Origin of the sequence: Paenibacillus tyrphae (genome assembly GCF_000722545.1) — a bacterium.
GTDB lineage: Bacteria > Bacillota > Bacilli > Paenibacillales > NBRC-103111 > Paenibacillus_G > Paenibacillus_G tyrfis.
The window spans coordinates 1-15,328 of sequence record NZ_JNVM01000014.1; the positions used below are offsets into that span (position 1 = coordinate 1).

The following is a 15,328-nucleotide window of genomic DNA, read 5'->3' on the forward strand; positions in this document are numbered from 1 at the left end:
TTAGTTCAACTTATATAGAAGCAATCTATAAAAATTTTAATGAATTGGGAATAACTGATATTGCTGTCCAAAATAGATTAATCAAAAAAATTGAAAGTGGGCAGTTATTAGATTCAAATAACCCAGAAATAGTTAATAATATTCCTTCAAGCTTTTTGAACCCCACACAAGAAGAGCCTGTAAAAGTTTACACCTTTCCCGATGGCTCAGTTACTAAAACATCTATGACACCTATTACCGGGGTGTTTCATCCCTTGGCTTGTGGAAGTGGATATTGCACTTATTACGATTACCTTGTTGAAAAAAGGAACGTTAACGTATATGGAGCATTTAAAGTTAGTTATACCATCAATCAAGGCACATCTGTACCAGATGAAATTATAGAAGCTAAAGATGCTGTTGTTCAAGTAACAGGAAAAGACATATCTTATTCCGATAAGCAATTAACCGTTGGTAGAAAGGTAGAGATACCTGGTTCCGCAAAAGCTTATGCCAGATTAAGCTTCACATTAAACTTCTTGGGTACAAATGATATGTGGTTGGAATTCAGAGTAGGTGATGATTCAACTTCAGTTGATACAAGTTTGAAATGGTAGTAGAATCATATACTTGAATAAATTCCAAATAAAAGCTAATCTTATTATATAAGATTAGCTTTTATAATGAAATTAAGGAGGAGGATTTCATGGCTTTGGGCCCTTCATCTTTAATCATGCTATCTTTTATACCTCTGATTATTGTTATAATAATTATATGGTTATTAGTTCGTAATTATTTTAAAAAAACTAAAAAATAGCGTTTTTCTCGGTCCATATCCGTCTAATAAAATCCAGTCTATAGTCTTGTACCACAGTCAGTAGTCTCCACACATAAATCACAACTTCCCGGAGAAGGAAGAACAACCTTCTGGTTACCCGGGCTTTGTGTAAATTACAGGAGGTCGATAATCATGAAAAAGCTGCTGGATAAGTTATAACGTTCCGATCTAAAATCGTCCGATGCCGTCCGTATTCGCGGACCGCCTTCTTCGTTCGAATGCCCAAGCTTGACTATATTCGATGGAGGTTGGAACGAGGATGAGAAGCGAACAGGAAATGATGAATTTAATTTTGGATATGGCCAAAAACGATGAGCGAATCCGGGCGGTCGGGATGAACGGGTCGCGAACGAATCCGAATGCGCCGAAAGATGTGTTTCAGGATTACGATATCGTGTATATCGTTCATGATCTGCCTGCTTTTATAGAAGATAAGCAGTGGATCGACCGCTTCGGCAGCCGAATTATCATGCAGAAACCGGAAGAGATGAAGCTTATTCCTCCCGAGCTGGACGGAAAGTTCCCCTACCTGATGCTATTCGCGGATGGTAACCGGATTGACCTGACCCTGTGTCCGTTTGAGCAGAAGAACAACTGGAACAGCGGCGATAAATTGGCCGTCGTTTTGTTGGACAAAGACGATTGCCTTCCCAAGCTTCCGGCCCCGACAGACGAGGATTATTGGGTAAAACGCCCGTCGGCCAAGCTTTTTGCCGATTGCTGCAACGAATTCTGGTGGGTATCCACGTATGTCGCCAAAGGCTTGTGGAGGCAAGAAATGCTTTATGCCCAGGATCATTTGAACGTCGCCGTGAGGCCGATGCTTATTCGGATGCTTGAATGGCAGGTTAGCATCCGGACCGATTTTTCGATTAGCACAGGCAAAAACGGCAAATATCTAGAGAAGTATCTTTCGAGGGAGAGCTGGCACGAATTGATGTCCACCTTCCCGGATGCGACTTATGAAGGAGTTTGGCGAGCCTTGTTCGCCATGGGGGACTTGTTCCGCCAAACTGCGCAGGATGTTGCAAACAGTTTGGACTACGAATATCCTCTGGAAGACGATCAGCGTGTCACCGCCTATTTAAAGCATGTTCAGAATTTAGCACAGGATGCCAGTGAAATTTTTTAAATAGCTATGAACTACGCCTCCCGCAATGGCAATGTCATTTAGTTAACTCAAAGACAAGACCGGGAATAAAAATGGAATCCAAAACGGCATGGGAAAAAGCCCAGTGCCGTTTCTTTTTTTTGGGGGTATTCGGATTTTGTGGTTGAATGAACGATGTCACCCGACAAACTGAATTAGACTGACTCATAAAGAAGCAGTGACGGACTAGGAATTCGAAAGACCTAGACTTTCGCTGCTTTTATTGGCTAACGTGTCGTGGAAGTTTAGAGTGACTCGGATAAAACTCTGATCGCTTGAGACTGTTAAGGCGGGTCCAGCACAGCATCATTATCGGCCACCGGAATCTGCTCTGTTGCCAGCATCAATAAGAGCAGACCGAGAGCGCGAATAATATTCATGAAATGGATTGTAAAATACGAACGATCTCTTTTTCAATATCGGAATCGTCAACAGAATCCAGATATTCAGGTCTAATCACTTGATACCGTTTCATTTTATAAAATTCCACAACTGCTTGTTTCAAGGTGAGATCATACCACTGAATACTAAATGTCGGTTCCATGATGCGCCGCAGCGTAGCATCATCTTGAACCAAAGACAGCATAGCGTGTATTCTGTTGAAAATCTTCTTATCCATCCCGCTCTCAAAAAATGTTTGTAAATTTTTATTCCGATTTTGTTGGGCAATGACAAGAGTTTCAAAAAGCCGCGGATAGTATTCCTTGAGGTCTTGCTGGAACAAATCGGATAAATATATAACACATATCAACGATTGCAGAAACGTTTTTTGATAACGCTCAATAAAAGAGACGGAATCATCATTTACAACGGCATCAGCCTGCTGCAAATAGTTAATTCCATGCTCTACAACCTGCTCGATGATTTCATCTTTCGATGAAAAATGCTTATAAAGCGTCACTTTGCTAATATCCATATGTTTGGCGATATCGTCTATTTTCAGTTGGCTGAATCTGGTTTTTCTAATTACAGGTTTGATTTTATTAATATAATGTTCTGCGCTCACGGGTTTTCTCACGATTGAAGCCTCCTTTGATGCTCATCACTAATATTATAATATAATCGTTGTTATCACAAACGATAATTATAAAAATTATTAAGTTAACTATTTTAATAAAATTAGTTTATTTATTTATCCCCTTGTTGTATAATCGGTCCTGTAACTAATATCCAAATTACGGATTATACAGAGGAGGCAAGATTAAAATGGAACATTCCAGTAAGGGCAAGTACGCTGGTAAGAAAGTCGTGATCACGGGAGGTAGCAGCGGGTTCGGCTTCACAACGGCGAAGTTGCTGGCGGATGAAGGTGCGTGCGTTCTGATCACCGGGCGTACCCAAGCTACGCTCGACTCGGCTCGTGAACAACTTGGCAACAACGCGGTCGCAGTGCTAAGCGATGCCGCGTCTCTCAAGGATATCTACGCGTTGGCCGACCGGGTGAAGGCGGAGTTCGGCACGTTCGATGCCCTGTTCGTTAACGCTGGCGTCACGCGCTCCGCCCCTTTTGAGGCGGTGACGGAGGATGTGTACGATGAGTTACTTACAATCAACGCCAAGGGTCCGTACTTCACCGTGCAGAAACTCGCCCCGTTGCTGGGCGAAGGAAGTGGCGTGGTGCTCACCACCTCTGTCGTGAACGTGTTGGGGATCCCGATGATCAGTGCATACGCGGCCAGTAAAGCAGCGCTGCGCTCCATGACTCGCAGTATGGCCCGCGAGCTGTTGCCGCGGAAGATTCGCGTCAACGCAGTCAGCCCTGGCCCCATCGACACAGGCATCTTGGAGAAGTCGATGCCGAAGGATGCAGCCGAACAAACTAAGGCACAGATGAGCCGGGAGAATCCGATGCTGCGAGTAGGCGACCCCCTCGAGGTTGCCAAAGCAGTCGCATTTCTTGCGTTCGACGCCACTTACACCACCGGGGCTGAGTTCCCTGTGGACGGAGGCGGCTCTCAGATCTAAGTTACGGTGATAACCGTTCATCACCTGTTCCTACGTTGCAACATCTTCCACTTGTGTGGCGATCAGATTAACCCCTTCGAGCTGATGATTAACAGCTGCAGTAGCTTCTTCGAGCTGCAGCGAGAGTACGTGGGCCCATTGAGGCTACCGCCCACCACTATAAGGAGGACTTTATTATGCGTATTTTTGTCACAGGAGCAACAGGCTACATCGGTTCCGCCGTCGTCCGCGAACTTATTGATGCGGGTCATAAGGTCATTGGCCTTACCCGCTCAAACAATGGCGCCGCGGTACTGAAGGAAGCTGGGGCCGAGGTGCACCGCGGTGCCCTTGACGACCTCGATAGACTTCGCAGTGGCGCCGCCGCTGCGGACGGCGTCATTCACCTGGCGTTTAAGCACGACTTCTCGGACTTCGCCGGATCGCTCACAACCGATCTGCGCGCCGTCGAGACAATGGGGGCGGCGCTCGAGGGCTCCGGCAAGCCGTTCGTGATCACCGCTCACATGAATGGGATGGCATCGGAGAACGCGGCGTTCGCGCTGGCTGGAGTGCGAACATCGGTCGTCAATCTCGCACCGTCCGTGCACGGCGAGACAAAAGCTGGCTTCGTCTCAATGTTGATCGACATTGCTCGTGACAAAGGCGTCTCGGCCTACATCGGTGACGGGTCCAACCGCTGGCCGGCCGTACATCGCCTCGATGCGGCGCGCTTGTTCCGCTTGGCGCTGGAAGCCGCCCCGGCGGGGTCACGGCTTGACGGGGTCGGAGACGAAGGCGTGCCATTCCGCGACATCGCCGGCGTCATCGGTAAACACCTGAACATGCCGGTGGTCAGCATTTCCCGCGAAGAGGCAGAAGCCCACTTCGGCTTTCTCGGCCGCTTGGCGGTGCTTGACATCCCGAGGTCGAGCGTACAGACTCAGGAACTCTTGGGATGGCGGCCTGTGCATCCCGGGCTAATCGCGGATCTTGAACAGGGTCACTATTTCAACGGCTGAACGCTCATCGACTCTCTCGGTGTCGAGGCGTGAAACTATACTTCGAAGCGTTTGTTTTAGTGCATTCGCGTACTCATTCAATGGCGTAACCTCCTCGTTTTTCAAGGGGCTTCGCTGCACATTTTCAACAGCTTGTCAAGTCCTTTTTCTCTTTTTCTTGCAAAAACAAGAGCAGGCTATCTTTTCGATAACCTGCTCTTGTTCTTGATATTTGGCCATGCGCCTTATGTTCGGTGAAAATAAAGTAGACTGGGAAAAAAAGTATTAGACTAATTTCGAACCCTCGCTCTCCAGGTCGAGGGTTCGATCGCGTTGCATCAGGATGCCGAAGCCTCTGGGCTCGCAAAACAGATATTTGCTGTTTGCTGGTCCGCCATCGATGTTCGGCCAAGCAGTGGTAGGCGTCTCATACTAAAGTGAAGCGAGTACGCGTTTGATAATCGCCTTTACGAACTGGTCGTCGATCGGTTCGCGTGAGAACCAGCGGCGGTAGAAGAGTGGCCCCAGCAGGGCTGCGACGATAGTTGACACGTCGGCGTGTGCCGACAGCTCGCCTCTGCCTACCGCGCGCTGTAGGACCTCTCGCAGGGGGGCGGCGTGTCCGCGCTGAATCCGACTGTGGATTTCCGCGAACTCCGGATTGCGCTCGGCTGTGTCGACGATTGACGGCAGGACGAAGGACCAATTCGCCGTCGGTAGCAGGTGCGCGATTTCCACCAGGATAGCCGTGACGTCACCTTCGAGTGAGCCGGTGTCGGGCGTTTCCTGCTCGGCAATCATCCGTGAACAGGCGTCGATCACCAGTGCTTCACGCGTCGGCCAGTGGCGGTAGATGGTCGTCTTCGCAACCCCGGAACGACGCGCCACCTCGTCGACGGAGAAGCTAGCCACACCGCCTTCGCTGAGCAGTTCAAACGCAGTGGTCAAGATGGCATGTCGTGAACGCTCGACGCGTCTATTCAAATTGGCCGACGGCACACGTTCAGATTTCTTAGACGTAGTCACCATCTTCCCTCCAACATAAAAGTACTTAGACTCGGATGCGTTGCCTTAAAATAAAAAGTCCTTCACATTATACCATGAAAGCATCCTTGGCGCCGGGGATTTCGGCTTGCCATTTAGAGCACTCCTTGTTTGTGCTTCAGTGAGGCAACGAAGCATTTTCGAGCACCATTTTTGTTAGTCGTACGGTAACTTGTATTCTCCAAGTCAATATGATATTATACAATACGATACGGTATCGTAGCGTTTAATTATTGAAAGGATGATGTCTCGTGAATTTCGCTTCTGTACGCATAATTACTGACGACTTGGATCGACTCGTCGTGTTCTATGAGAAAGTCACAGGTGTTTTGGCGAAGCGCCCCGCGCCTATCTTCGCTGAGTTCGTTCTGCCATCGTGTACCCTTGCGATCGGCCACTCCCAGACGGTGCAACTGTTCGGCGCCGGTTCCGCGCGCGCGGCCGACAACCACACCGTCATCATCGAGTTTCGCGTCCACGACGTCGATGCCGAGTACAACCGCTTGAAGCCGCTTGTCGACGAGTGGGTACAGGAACCGACCACGATGCCATGGGGGAACCGCTCAGCACTGTTTCGCGACCCCGACGGCAACCTCGTCAACCTCTTCGCTCCGGTTACCGAGGAAGCGCTCGAGCGGTTCAGCGGCAGGCCTTAACGGACAGCGTTCCTACGCTAAGAGTAATGGAGGGAGTTCGCGCCTGAAACTCTCCTGCCCGCCGCGCGGCGTGTCCATTTTGGTAGTATTCTCGGGTCGGAAGCTGGCGGTTGCAGAAGTTCTCGGGAACATTAGTTGAATGACAACAGCGGCAGGCTAAGACTTTATTTTCTAGTCTTGGTCCGCCGCTGTTTCTTTTAACGGATCAAATCTCCCGCGATGGGGGGCTTTTATTTTAATCCAAGCGTACATAAGTGCGTTGCGCGGTAGATTATTTGACTACTCTCCCGTTTGTCGATCAAGAAAGGATTGGGGCACTTGGGATTTGTGCCGGTGGCGGTTATGCTGTATCTGCAACTCGTGTGGGGCAGAAAATGAATACCCCTCATTTACCATTTAGGCAATCATCTATACTAATCCAACACTTCTAGAATATGCTGGCGTATATTCCATTGAAGGTATCGCCATGCTTCAATTAAACGGAATAGTCGGCGATTTGCGGCCGAACAAATTGCTTTTCAATAACAGAACCGGCTCCACCGTCCGATGTACGTTATTACAAGGGTTCGGAAAGGAGATCACATCGCATGGCAATCCCCCGACAAAAATCCAGAATTCAACTTTCACCTCCTCAAAACATTTATTTCAGTAAAATTCTAAACTCTGTAGGGAACGATCCGCTTGTCCAAGTAGCTCCTCTTCGGCAGGTCTCAAGCAACAGGTTCCTCATTACCGTTCGAGTGCGAGGGAACCGTAAAGCCAGAGCCCTCGCCACACTGTTGGTGCTTAACAAACGTATCGGGAACATTCTTATTCAAGTCAGAATACTAAATTCAAAAGGAGATCTGATCAGGCCGATCCGGCGCTCCTTTAATCGTTTCGAAATCGCAAGGCTGTACCGAATCGCTTTCCGCACGAACCGATTATTTAGCTTTGCCGTTTCACGGACCCTTCCCGTTCGTGCCGTGTTCCCTGTCTTCAAAGCGAAAGTCGTCCAATTTTTTGCCGACAATTTGGCGGATCTCTTCCGCAACCTTAACGAGGTCGCAGCATTCGTCTTCCGGGATGTGCTGAAACAAAAATTTAAAAATATTGCTATCAATTTCTCAACCGTACAGCAGCCGCCAGAGAAAGCTGTCCGTTAGCACAGCAGACCACCGATACTATCTCCGGTGGTCTGCATCAGCTTGTTCAGCGGTCTGCCTGCCATGATCACACGCGTTCAATTAGGGGTCAAACCGCAGATGAAATCCTTCGATTTCTTGCTCAACATCTCGAAAAAGTAGCAGTAAATGATTACTATATTCCCCTAGCTTCTTCTCGCTCTCTTGAAAATGTAACCACCGAATCGTCAGTGGCATTTCAACCCATCCTGTCATACAATCCCACAAAGCGTCTAAATTATTGCCATAATACTCAGGCAGCTCCAGGGCTTCTTTCAAGACGGCATGCAGTTGACCGACATTATCAATTTTTCTGCCATCTAATATAATATCCCGCAATCCCTAATCCCTCCATTGACTCACTTTATTTGTTGAAACGTCTCGTAATGATCTTCCGTTTTGTATATTAAACCATCGTTGGAAAATAAGATTCGGTCCTTTCCCCGATGGTCAGATTTGTAATGAATATCGGCTTCGTACCATACCCTTCCCTTTTTTGTTGGCAATTTTCCTTCACGATTTTGATAGACATCGCCGCCAATGCTTTTGCCTGGCGCGACTTTATGCAAGTTTCCTTTCTGGGGGTCCCAGCCCAGTTTTCTTGCTTCATCTTTTGTGATGAAATTATCAGGCAATTTATTATGGGCCTTTATGTAATTTGCGACATCTTCAAAACTGGTCAGACCTTGTGATTGCGAATTTTTTTGGAGCAATCCGCAACCAGCCAGAAGCAATAAACTTAACAATACAAGCAATACGAACTTCATGACTTTCAAAAGGCTCATCCTCACTTTTTTATCAATTCAATACCCAAATATTTACGGTAGTGATCACTTAGAAGTTTCAAAAATATCTACAAAACATGAGCCCCGTGCTGATGGACGGACGATGGTGACATCGAGGAAATATTCCAACTACCCATTCAATGGTCGTATTTTTTCGTTTTATTATGGTGGGATATTAAGGTAAAATTAATTTATATTTCTAGGGGAGGGTTTCTTCGTGCGGGGTGTCAATCGTCCTTTGCGTTGGGAAATTGAAGACCAGATGAAACTGCACGGCTATAGCCTCAATCAAGTGGCTGAGCTAGCGGGGATCAACGCAGGAAACTTAAGTCGAGCCTTGAATGGTGTAGCCCGTTCGATCACAATCGGTCAATTGGATGTTTTGGCCCAGCTTTTTGGGAAAGCTCCCGGCTGGCTGTACGAGCTGTACATAGAAGAATGCATTTCGGAGGAAAAATGGTCCCGGCGGCGGTTGATTCCGTACTTGGTGCGATGTGCAGAGCTCGGCCGTCATGATTGTATTGGACCGGTTATCTCTAAGCTTCTTGATAACTCGAAGAATGTATCCATTATTTTCGCCGCGGCAGAGCAGCTGTTCCAGACGGAGAAATTGCGGGAAGCAGAGCATTTCTACCAAGTCGTGATTGACGAGACCAAGGATAGCTTCTCCGAGATGCTGGCCGTGAGTCACTACCGATTATTTCTCATAGCTCAGGGTACGGATGCCGAGAAGAATTGGAGAGCAGTCATTCGGTTTGAACCGTTCCGAAAGCGTCTGCTGGAGCATCACCAACTGGCCGCGCTATTAAACCTGACTAAGGCCTGCTTTGCTTTGCAGAAGTGGGACGAGGTCAAGAAATTCGCGGATGAGCTAGCGAAGTTAAGTATGGCATTGTGCAGAACTCGCGAGAAGGTTGAGAGTGAGCGACATTTGATATACTACTACGGCATAGGACTCTTGTTTAAAAGCATCGCATTAGAGAAGCAGGAGTTATACGACGATGCCAAAAAATATGTGTATAGCTATGCTAGTCTGGAATGGCCGGAACCTCTCGATGAAGAAGGCCAGAAAGAAGTGGAAATGTTCGGGATATGGGGAAAAGCTAATTTATACACGCTTGAGGTGCTAACCGGGAACGAAGGCATTATTGACGAATATGCCGATTATTTGGCGAGCCTTAACTGGCTTGAAGACATTCTGGCCGGATTGATCACGATCTTAAAATCAGCAAATACATATGGTTTCTCTGTTGATCACGTATTGTCGCGTTTTTCTGAAGCTATTCTTGCTTTTCATTCTTTTGACGACGATCTCATCCTTTCGGATCGACACATTCGATTTAGGTATCATAATGCTATTTATGAGTTTAGGCACGGACGAATCGAAGCAGGGCTGGATGAGACGTTACACTGTCTTTCCTTGGCCCACAACATGAGCCGGAATGAGGATTATGTGCGCTGCACCGCCTTGTTTGAGCAATATAAGGCATATGCGTCGGAACAACAAATAGCAAGTTTTCTCAAATATCCTGTCAGAGCGGTTTAACTCTACGTTTAGGGACTTCTGACAACTGCTTGAGCAGCATTCGGGACGAAATACTCCCGAATGCTTATTTTGTCGACGCTAATGCACACTCTGTCCCTATGCCAATTGTTCCGCAATCTCCCAGGCATGTCCTGCCGGATCGATGAATGAAGCGGTCCGCACTCCCCATGGCCGGTTGATCGGACCATTAAGTAGAGTAACCCCGCGTTTTTTCAATTCATCACAGACCGCATCCACGTCATCGACCCGAATCGTGAGCAGAAAACGGAATCCGGATTCACGTGTCGCAACTGTTCCCGGTTTCATCAATTCGTGTGACTCGGAAATATCCAAGAGGTTTATGCTCATATTCCCGAAATTAAACACCGATGAGACCTCGTCTTCACATACGGCTTGTAATCCGAATACTTCCTGATAGAACGCCTTCACCTTCTGAAGATCCTCAACAAACAGTGTAATGACATCCACATTCATAGATCCTAAACTCTTCATATGTACACCCTCTCTTTTGAAATAGATATTAATTTTTCAACATTTGATCGAGCTCGTCCTTTTGGCGCAGGTGATGGCGAAAATGCATTCCGACCAATTTGAACCACTCCCGCGCATTTAGCCAACCAAAACCGTCGTGTCTCTCTTTAAAATTGGGGTTTATTGAATCTATTTTTTCGTCCCATTCAGACATTCTATCAAGCACCTGATTAAGTCCACGCATAAGATCATCTATGTTTTCCAGATTACTGGGTGTCCCGGGTCCTTTAATTTTGATTGGAGGGAATGAACGGGATTCAAACAATTTTTCACCTCCTTCCGGCTTTCCCTGCCTTATCTCATCATTTGCAGACGCACATTTTTCCACTTGGTCTAGATAATAATGCGTATCTTCAATCAAGTGATCGTACATTTGGCCAAGAGACCAAACTCCCGGCTCTGGTATAAATCTTAATTGATCCAAAGAATAGCGCTGGAGTTCCTTTTTGTAGAATTCGATTACGTCGACATAGCTCAATCCGCATCACCTTTCCGCTTGTAAATTGTTGTCATTCATTCCATCATAGCAAATATCAAAATTGATATTTCTTATGAATTGCTTCCTTCTTTGTCGAAAAAAATTATTCCAAAAATTAAAAATCTTGTATATGGAAAACGATCAATATAATAGGATTCGGGGATGGTTAATATGAATAAAAAGCGAAAACGGAAAATCAGGAAGTTACGACAGCGATTGATAAGATGGGTTGAGCAGAAGCTTATTGTCAGACGAGGAGGGGTTCAGCCATTAATGAGTATCCTAGAGCCTCTACACAGCTAAGAGATGATTCCTGTACTCGTCAGGGGTCATCTTTTTTTGATTCCGTTGGAACACCTGAAATCAGGCTACACATATATGCCATGGAAAACCTCAAAAAAAAGGGTGAGATGTAATGAAGGAGCAAAACCCAGGTGAATACCCCCAGGCCGACCCTTGGAGACCGCGTCATCCCCAATCCTATTGGGATGAGTCTCCGGCAGAACCTTTGGCGTGGTATTGGAAACTGTTGGGGTATGGAGGACAAGTCCTGATCTATGCGCTGGGAGTCTGTTATGTCGCTCTTGCCATCGCCGCTATGTTCTATTATGTCATTGCGTTCGCTCAGTTCGTACTTCATTAGCCCATCCCCACCCGCAATGTCGATTGCATTTCTCTATGGATTCACCCAAGGTTAATTTTAGTTTCTTCCTCCCTAATTAAACCCCAATCTATAAAAAAAGAGAAAAACTTCCTTTAAAATCAAGCTTTCGCGAAAAGTAGATAAAATATTTTGATGTAATTTGTAAAAATAATCCTTATTTTCAACCAAAATATGAATATTTTCGTTTCATAGTAATGGTATATTGTGGTAAAATATACTTATAAATTTGAGGAGGGCGCCTTTTATGCGGGTTGTTAACCGGTCTTTGCGCGTGGAAATTGAAGACCAAATGAAACTGCATGGCTATAACCTTAATCAAGTGGCTGAATTGACGGGGATTAATGTCGGAAATCTCAGCATGGCGTTGAATGGTGTTTCCCGCGCAATGACAATCCGTCAATTAGACGCTTTGGCAAGAGTGTTCGGAAAGGTTCCCGGTTGGCTGTATGAGCTATATACGGAGGAATGCATTTCCGAAGAGAAATTGTCCCGGCCGCGATTAATTCCGTATTTGGTGCGCTGTGCCGAGGTTGGCAGAAACGATTGTATTGAACCGGTCATCTCTAAGATTTTGGATAATCCGAAGAACGTATCCGTAATCTTTCCTGTTGCAGAAAAGCTTTTTCAAAAGGCTAAATATAAGGAATCGGCACGCTTTTATCAACTTGTTGTCGACAACGTAAAAGACAGTTTTTCCGAGATGCTAGCTATGAGCCATTATCGTTTATTTCTGATCGCCCAAGGTACGGACGCTGAAACGAACTGGAAATCAGTTATTCAATTCGAACCTTTCAGAAAACGCTTGCCGGAAAACCACCAACCTTCAGCATTGCTAAAGCTGGCCAAAGTTTGTTATTCGTTGGAGAAATGGAACGAAGTCGAACGGTTTGCAGAAGAACTCATTGAACTAAGTTCCATTCTCAATGAACTAAAAACAGTGGAAGAACTAGTGATTGAGCGTCATCTAGTATATTATTTGGGCATGGGTCATTTGTTTAAAGGCATTGCCCTGGAAAAGAAAGGGCTGTACGAAGAGGCTAAGAAAGTTGTACAAGATTATTCTGATCTTGAATGGTTTCTTAGACCGGTTGACGAGGCTGGCCGAAAAGATGTTGAAAGTTTTAAGGTCTTCGCGAAAGCGAATCTCTACACACTCGAAGTTCTAATGGGTAATGATAGTATCGTGGACGAATATGCCGAATACTTAGAAAATCTCAATCAGGTGAATGAGATTTTGTCTGGATTGACTACGATCCTAAAAGCTGCAAATATTTACGGCTTCTGTATGGACCAGGTCTTGGAGCGTTTTTCCTGGTCTATCGAACGCTTCACTATGTTTGATAACGACTTAATTAACTCGGGAAGACACCTTTGGTTTCGTTATCATAAAGCAGTGTATGAGTTCACAAATGGGCGAATGGATAAAGGCATTGATGACACGATATGCTGCCTGTCTTTAGCCAAAAAAATGAACCGACATGAGGATTTTGTCCGTTGTGTTTCCTTATTTGAAAAACATCGCGGACAAGCGTCGATGCAACAAATCAAGCATTATCAATCTATAGTAATTAGAGGGGGGAGACAGGAAAAATGAAAGCTTTTATCCTGACATTGGTTCTAGGTTTTGGATTGTTTAGTTGCACGCATTATTTCGAGATTATTCAAAGTCTTCCTTCGATTATCAAACTGCTAGATCACGGGGCAGACTTCTAAAATCACGGAATCATGAAAGTATGGCGGACCGACTAGGTCATCAAGCATCCTGACGGTTCAGGATGCTTTTTTACCGATAGCTTTGTTATTCCACAATGTTGATAACTGATGCTCAAGGTACAATACTAAGAGGAACGAACGCATAGCTATCGTAGGATTGCTACATTAGACGATATAGATGAACTTGTTCGAATGCGTTGGGATTTCTCGGAAGAGGAGCATACCAGTGCGGTTAGTTTTGAGGGGTTTTACCCTTTTTATCGCGAGTCTTTGCTTAAAGCGTATCGGAACAGAGATGATTGGATGTGAGGCTGTGCCTAAACAAAAAGCGATTATTAACGCTGCAGCAGGGGGATCATCATTTACAATCTTATGGATGGTCGCACACTACTTTATAGATAAAGATATTTCAATGCTAGCAGGTCTTTTAGGTGGTGCTTTTTGGATTATAGGATCGCTAATTGTTTCGTCCTTTAAGCAGGCGAAATAAACAATAAAACTGAACATGTTACTTGATACAACCGCCTTTTCAATGGGCGGTTTTCTTATGAGCATATTTCAACATTCGGTTCACGGTGAATAAAACTGGGGTACTATTGGGATTATTAACGGTCCCTTGGTTAATTACACGTAACAGGTATAATGATCCTTCCATATATATTTTATTTATCTGGGCAGCAGATAGCATATGTGAAGCATTTTCGAAACGCATTTTTTGTCGAAAAAAATATTTCTCAAATTCTAAGACCCTTAATATGGAAAAACGGCATTATTATAGAGATAAGGAAGGTGGATATGTATGAGTATGAAACTAGAACAGAAAATAAGACAGCTTCGTCAGCAGCTAGTGCGATTGGCTGAGGAGAAAGGTTCATTATCGCACGAGGAGGTGGTGCAGCTAAGTCAACGTCTGGACCGGTACATTCTCATGGCTCAAAAGTCTTCTAAACTGAAAGTGTGTGGATGATACAGTGACGCATGATTATTTACTAGACGGGGAGAGCGAGGAACGGATTCTCTATCTTGCCCGGATTGGCGCAATCTTTGAGAGGCTCTACGGCATCAAGGATTTACATGATGCTGAAAGCAGGGCGAGGGCGAATGCCGGGGTTACAGCCAAAATGCTGGCTGAGCTTGGCTATAGCAGCGAGCAGATTGAAACAATTTTGCGCGAGCGGCTGTTATTCTATAAGAAGTTGACTTCTGGATCTTTAGGAGGATTCGATTAAATAAATGAATTCAGCACAAGCCATTATGTTTTTGAAAAACAATCAGCCCTTTTCAAGTGATACTGAGGCGAAATTCGAAGTCATCCAAAAGTATAACGACGTGAGGGTGCACTTTTTGAATCATCCTGATCCTCAGTGCATTCCATTATTTCTAAATTCGTTTGGCGAAGGCAGCGGCTTCGGGGTATATCAGCTAATTGAAGACGTGCTAATGAAGTTTTCAATAGAGCAAGTGCTTCCGCATTTAATTACTGCGTTAAAAAGTGAACATACCGGAGTCAGATATTGGTGCTCACATATCGCCGCATCTTTCCCCAATCCAAGATTAATTGCACCTCTCATCAATCTGCTTAGCGACCCCGACCCCGATATTAGGTGTGCAGCTGTAACCGCCCTGTCCCAGATCGAGGATCACAGGATTATTGGCGTATTAACGGGAGTTCTAGAAAAAGAAGAAGATCCGGACGTTATTGATCTCATTCAAGAAGCTCTGAATGAATCTAAAATCGAAGCAGCCATACCCTAGTAACCTTGACTGGCATTTGCCCATCAAGGTTATTTTTTTATCAGGTTTGATACTAGGAAATTCTTATTTCCTTGTTATTTT

The 15,328-nt window shown here is 45.5% G+C and carries 18 protein-coding genes and 1 pseudogene; 13 read left to right on the top strand and 6 right to left on the bottom strand.

The window, feature by feature from the left end; all coding sequences use genetic code 11:
• A partial coding sequence (locus ET33_RS38930) for a hypothetical protein (RefSeq protein WP_036684312.1) occupies positions 1–596 on the top strand: 596 nt, incomplete at its 5' end.
• Positions 597–1,076: 480 nt separating this feature from the next.
• Positions 1,077–1,949 carry an aminoglycoside 6-adenylyltransferase gene (locus ET33_RS17315; RefSeq protein WP_036684315.1) on the top strand — a complete coding sequence of 291 codons (873 nt, stop codon included), beginning with the start codon at positions 1,077–1,079 and terminating at the stop codon, positions 1,947–1,949.
• 394 nt (positions 1,950–2,343) lie between these two features.
• On the opposite strand, the gene ET33_RS17320 is transcribed toward ET33_RS17315, so the two are convergent.
• Positions 2,344–2,985 (bottom strand): TetR/AcrR family transcriptional regulator, encoded by a 642-nt coding sequence (locus ET33_RS17320; protein WP_036684319.1) that lies wholly within the window; start codon positions 2,983–2,985, stop codon positions 2,344–2,346.
• A gap of 188 nt (positions 2,986–3,173) precedes the next feature.
• Between ET33_RS17320 and ET33_RS17325 the strand changes: the two genes are divergently transcribed.
• Together ET33_RS17325 and ET33_RS17330 are read left to right on the top strand one after the other, a co-directional pair.
• Positions 3,174–3,932 carry an SDR family oxidoreductase gene (locus ET33_RS17325; RefSeq protein WP_036684322.1) on the top strand — a complete coding sequence of 253 codons (759 nt, stop codon included), beginning with the start codon at positions 3,174–3,176 and terminating at the stop codon, positions 3,930–3,932.
• A gap of 176 nt (positions 3,933–4,108) precedes the next feature.
• Positions 4,109–4,933: an SDR family oxidoreductase gene (locus ET33_RS17330; protein ID WP_036684326.1), complete on the top strand. Its 825-nt coding sequence runs from the start codon at positions 4,109–4,111 to the stop codon at positions 4,931–4,933.
• A gap of 411 nt (positions 4,934–5,344) precedes the next feature.
• Here the strand turns inward: ET33_RS17330 and ET33_RS17335 are convergent, their stop codons facing one another.
• On the bottom strand, positions 5,345–5,941 hold the full coding sequence (locus ET33_RS17335) for a TetR/AcrR family transcriptional regulator (protein ID WP_051775406.1): 597 nt from the start codon (positions 5,939–5,941) through the stop codon (positions 5,345–5,347).
• Between the two features lie 266 nt (positions 5,942–6,207).
• On the opposite strand from ET33_RS17335, the gene ET33_RS17340 reads away from it, so the two are divergent.
• From ET33_RS17340 to ET33_RS17345, 3 genes and pseudogenes are all read left to right on the top strand, one after another.
• Positions 6,208–6,612 (top strand): VOC family protein, encoded by a 405-nt coding sequence (locus ET33_RS17340; protein WP_036684330.1) that lies wholly within the window; start codon positions 6,208–6,210, stop codon positions 6,610–6,612.
• 254 nt (positions 6,613–6,866) lie between these two features.
• A pseudogene (locus ET33_RS39770) lies at positions 6,867–6,989 on the top strand (alpha/beta hydrolase); the annotation flags it as partial.
• A 210-nt stretch (positions 6,990–7,199) separates the two neighbouring features.
• Positions 7,200–7,757 carry a hypothetical protein gene (locus ET33_RS17345; RefSeq protein ID WP_036684333.1) on the top strand — a complete coding sequence of 186 codons (558 nt, stop codon included), beginning with the start codon at positions 7,200–7,202 and terminating at the stop codon, positions 7,755–7,757.
• 81 nt (positions 7,758–7,838) lie between these two features.
• Here ET33_RS17345 and ET33_RS17350 read toward each other — a convergent pair whose 3' ends face one another.
• Positions 7,839–8,114: a barstar family protein gene (locus ET33_RS17350; RefSeq protein WP_036684337.1), complete on the bottom strand. Its 276-nt coding sequence runs from the start codon at positions 8,112–8,114 to the stop codon at positions 7,839–7,841.
• A 20-nt stretch (positions 8,115–8,134) separates the two neighbouring features.
• On the bottom strand, positions 8,135–8,551 hold the full coding sequence (locus ET33_RS17355; RefSeq protein WP_036684340.1) for a ribonuclease domain-containing protein: 417 nt from the start codon (positions 8,549–8,551) through the stop codon (positions 8,135–8,137).
• 226 nt (positions 8,552–8,777) lie between these two features.
• Here ET33_RS17355 and ET33_RS17360 point away from each other — a divergent pair, with 226 nt between their 5' ends.
• Positions 8,778–10,106, top strand: coding sequence for a helix-turn-helix domain-containing protein (locus ET33_RS17360; protein ID WP_036684345.1), 1,329 nt, complete (start codon positions 8,778–8,780; stop codon positions 10,104–10,106).
• 96 nt (positions 10,107–10,202) lie between these two features.
• On the opposite strand, the gene ET33_RS17365 is transcribed toward ET33_RS17360, so the two are convergent.
• Together ET33_RS17365 and ET33_RS17370 are read right to left on the bottom strand one after the other, a co-directional pair.
• Complete coding sequence (locus tag ET33_RS17365; RefSeq protein ID WP_036684348.1) at positions 10,203–10,598, bottom strand: VOC family protein; 396 nt, start codon at positions 10,596–10,598, stop codon at positions 10,203–10,205.
• Positions 10,599–10,626: 28 nt separating this feature from the next.
• Positions 10,627–11,115, bottom strand: coding sequence for a DinB family protein (locus tag ET33_RS17370; protein WP_036684353.1), 489 nt, complete (start codon positions 11,113–11,115; stop codon positions 10,627–10,629).
• 908 nt (positions 11,116–12,023) lie between these two features.
• Here ET33_RS17370 and ET33_RS17380 point away from each other — a divergent pair.
• From ET33_RS17380 to ET33_RS17395, 5 genes are all read left to right on the top strand, one after another.
• Positions 12,024–13,373, top strand: a complete 1,350-nt coding sequence (locus ET33_RS17380; protein ID WP_036684362.1) for a helix-turn-helix domain-containing protein — start codon at positions 12,024–12,026, stop codon at positions 13,371–13,373.
• Positions 13,374–13,718: 345 nt separating this feature from the next.
• Positions 13,719–13,982, top strand: coding sequence for a hypothetical protein (locus ET33_RS38935; protein ID WP_036684365.1), 264 nt, complete (start codon positions 13,719–13,721; stop codon positions 13,980–13,982).
• Positions 13,983–14,297: 315 nt separating this feature from the next.
• The gene (locus ET33_RS37510) at positions 14,298–14,459 is read left to right on the top strand and encodes an aspartyl-phosphate phosphatase Spo0E family protein (RefSeq protein WP_235206745.1); all 162 of its coding nucleotides are present in this window, start codon (positions 14,298–14,300) and stop codon (positions 14,457–14,459) included.
• 4 nt (positions 14,460–14,463) lie between these two features.
• Complete coding sequence (locus tag ET33_RS17390; RefSeq protein ID WP_036684369.1) at positions 14,464–14,721, top strand: hypothetical protein; 258 nt, start codon at positions 14,464–14,466, stop codon at positions 14,719–14,721.
• A 4-nt stretch (positions 14,722–14,725) separates the two neighbouring features.
• Positions 14,726–15,247: a HEAT repeat domain-containing protein gene (locus ET33_RS17395; protein ID WP_036684374.1), complete on the top strand. Its 522-nt coding sequence runs from the start codon at positions 14,726–14,728 to the stop codon at positions 15,245–15,247.
• Positions 15,248–15,328: the final 81 nt, after the last annotated feature.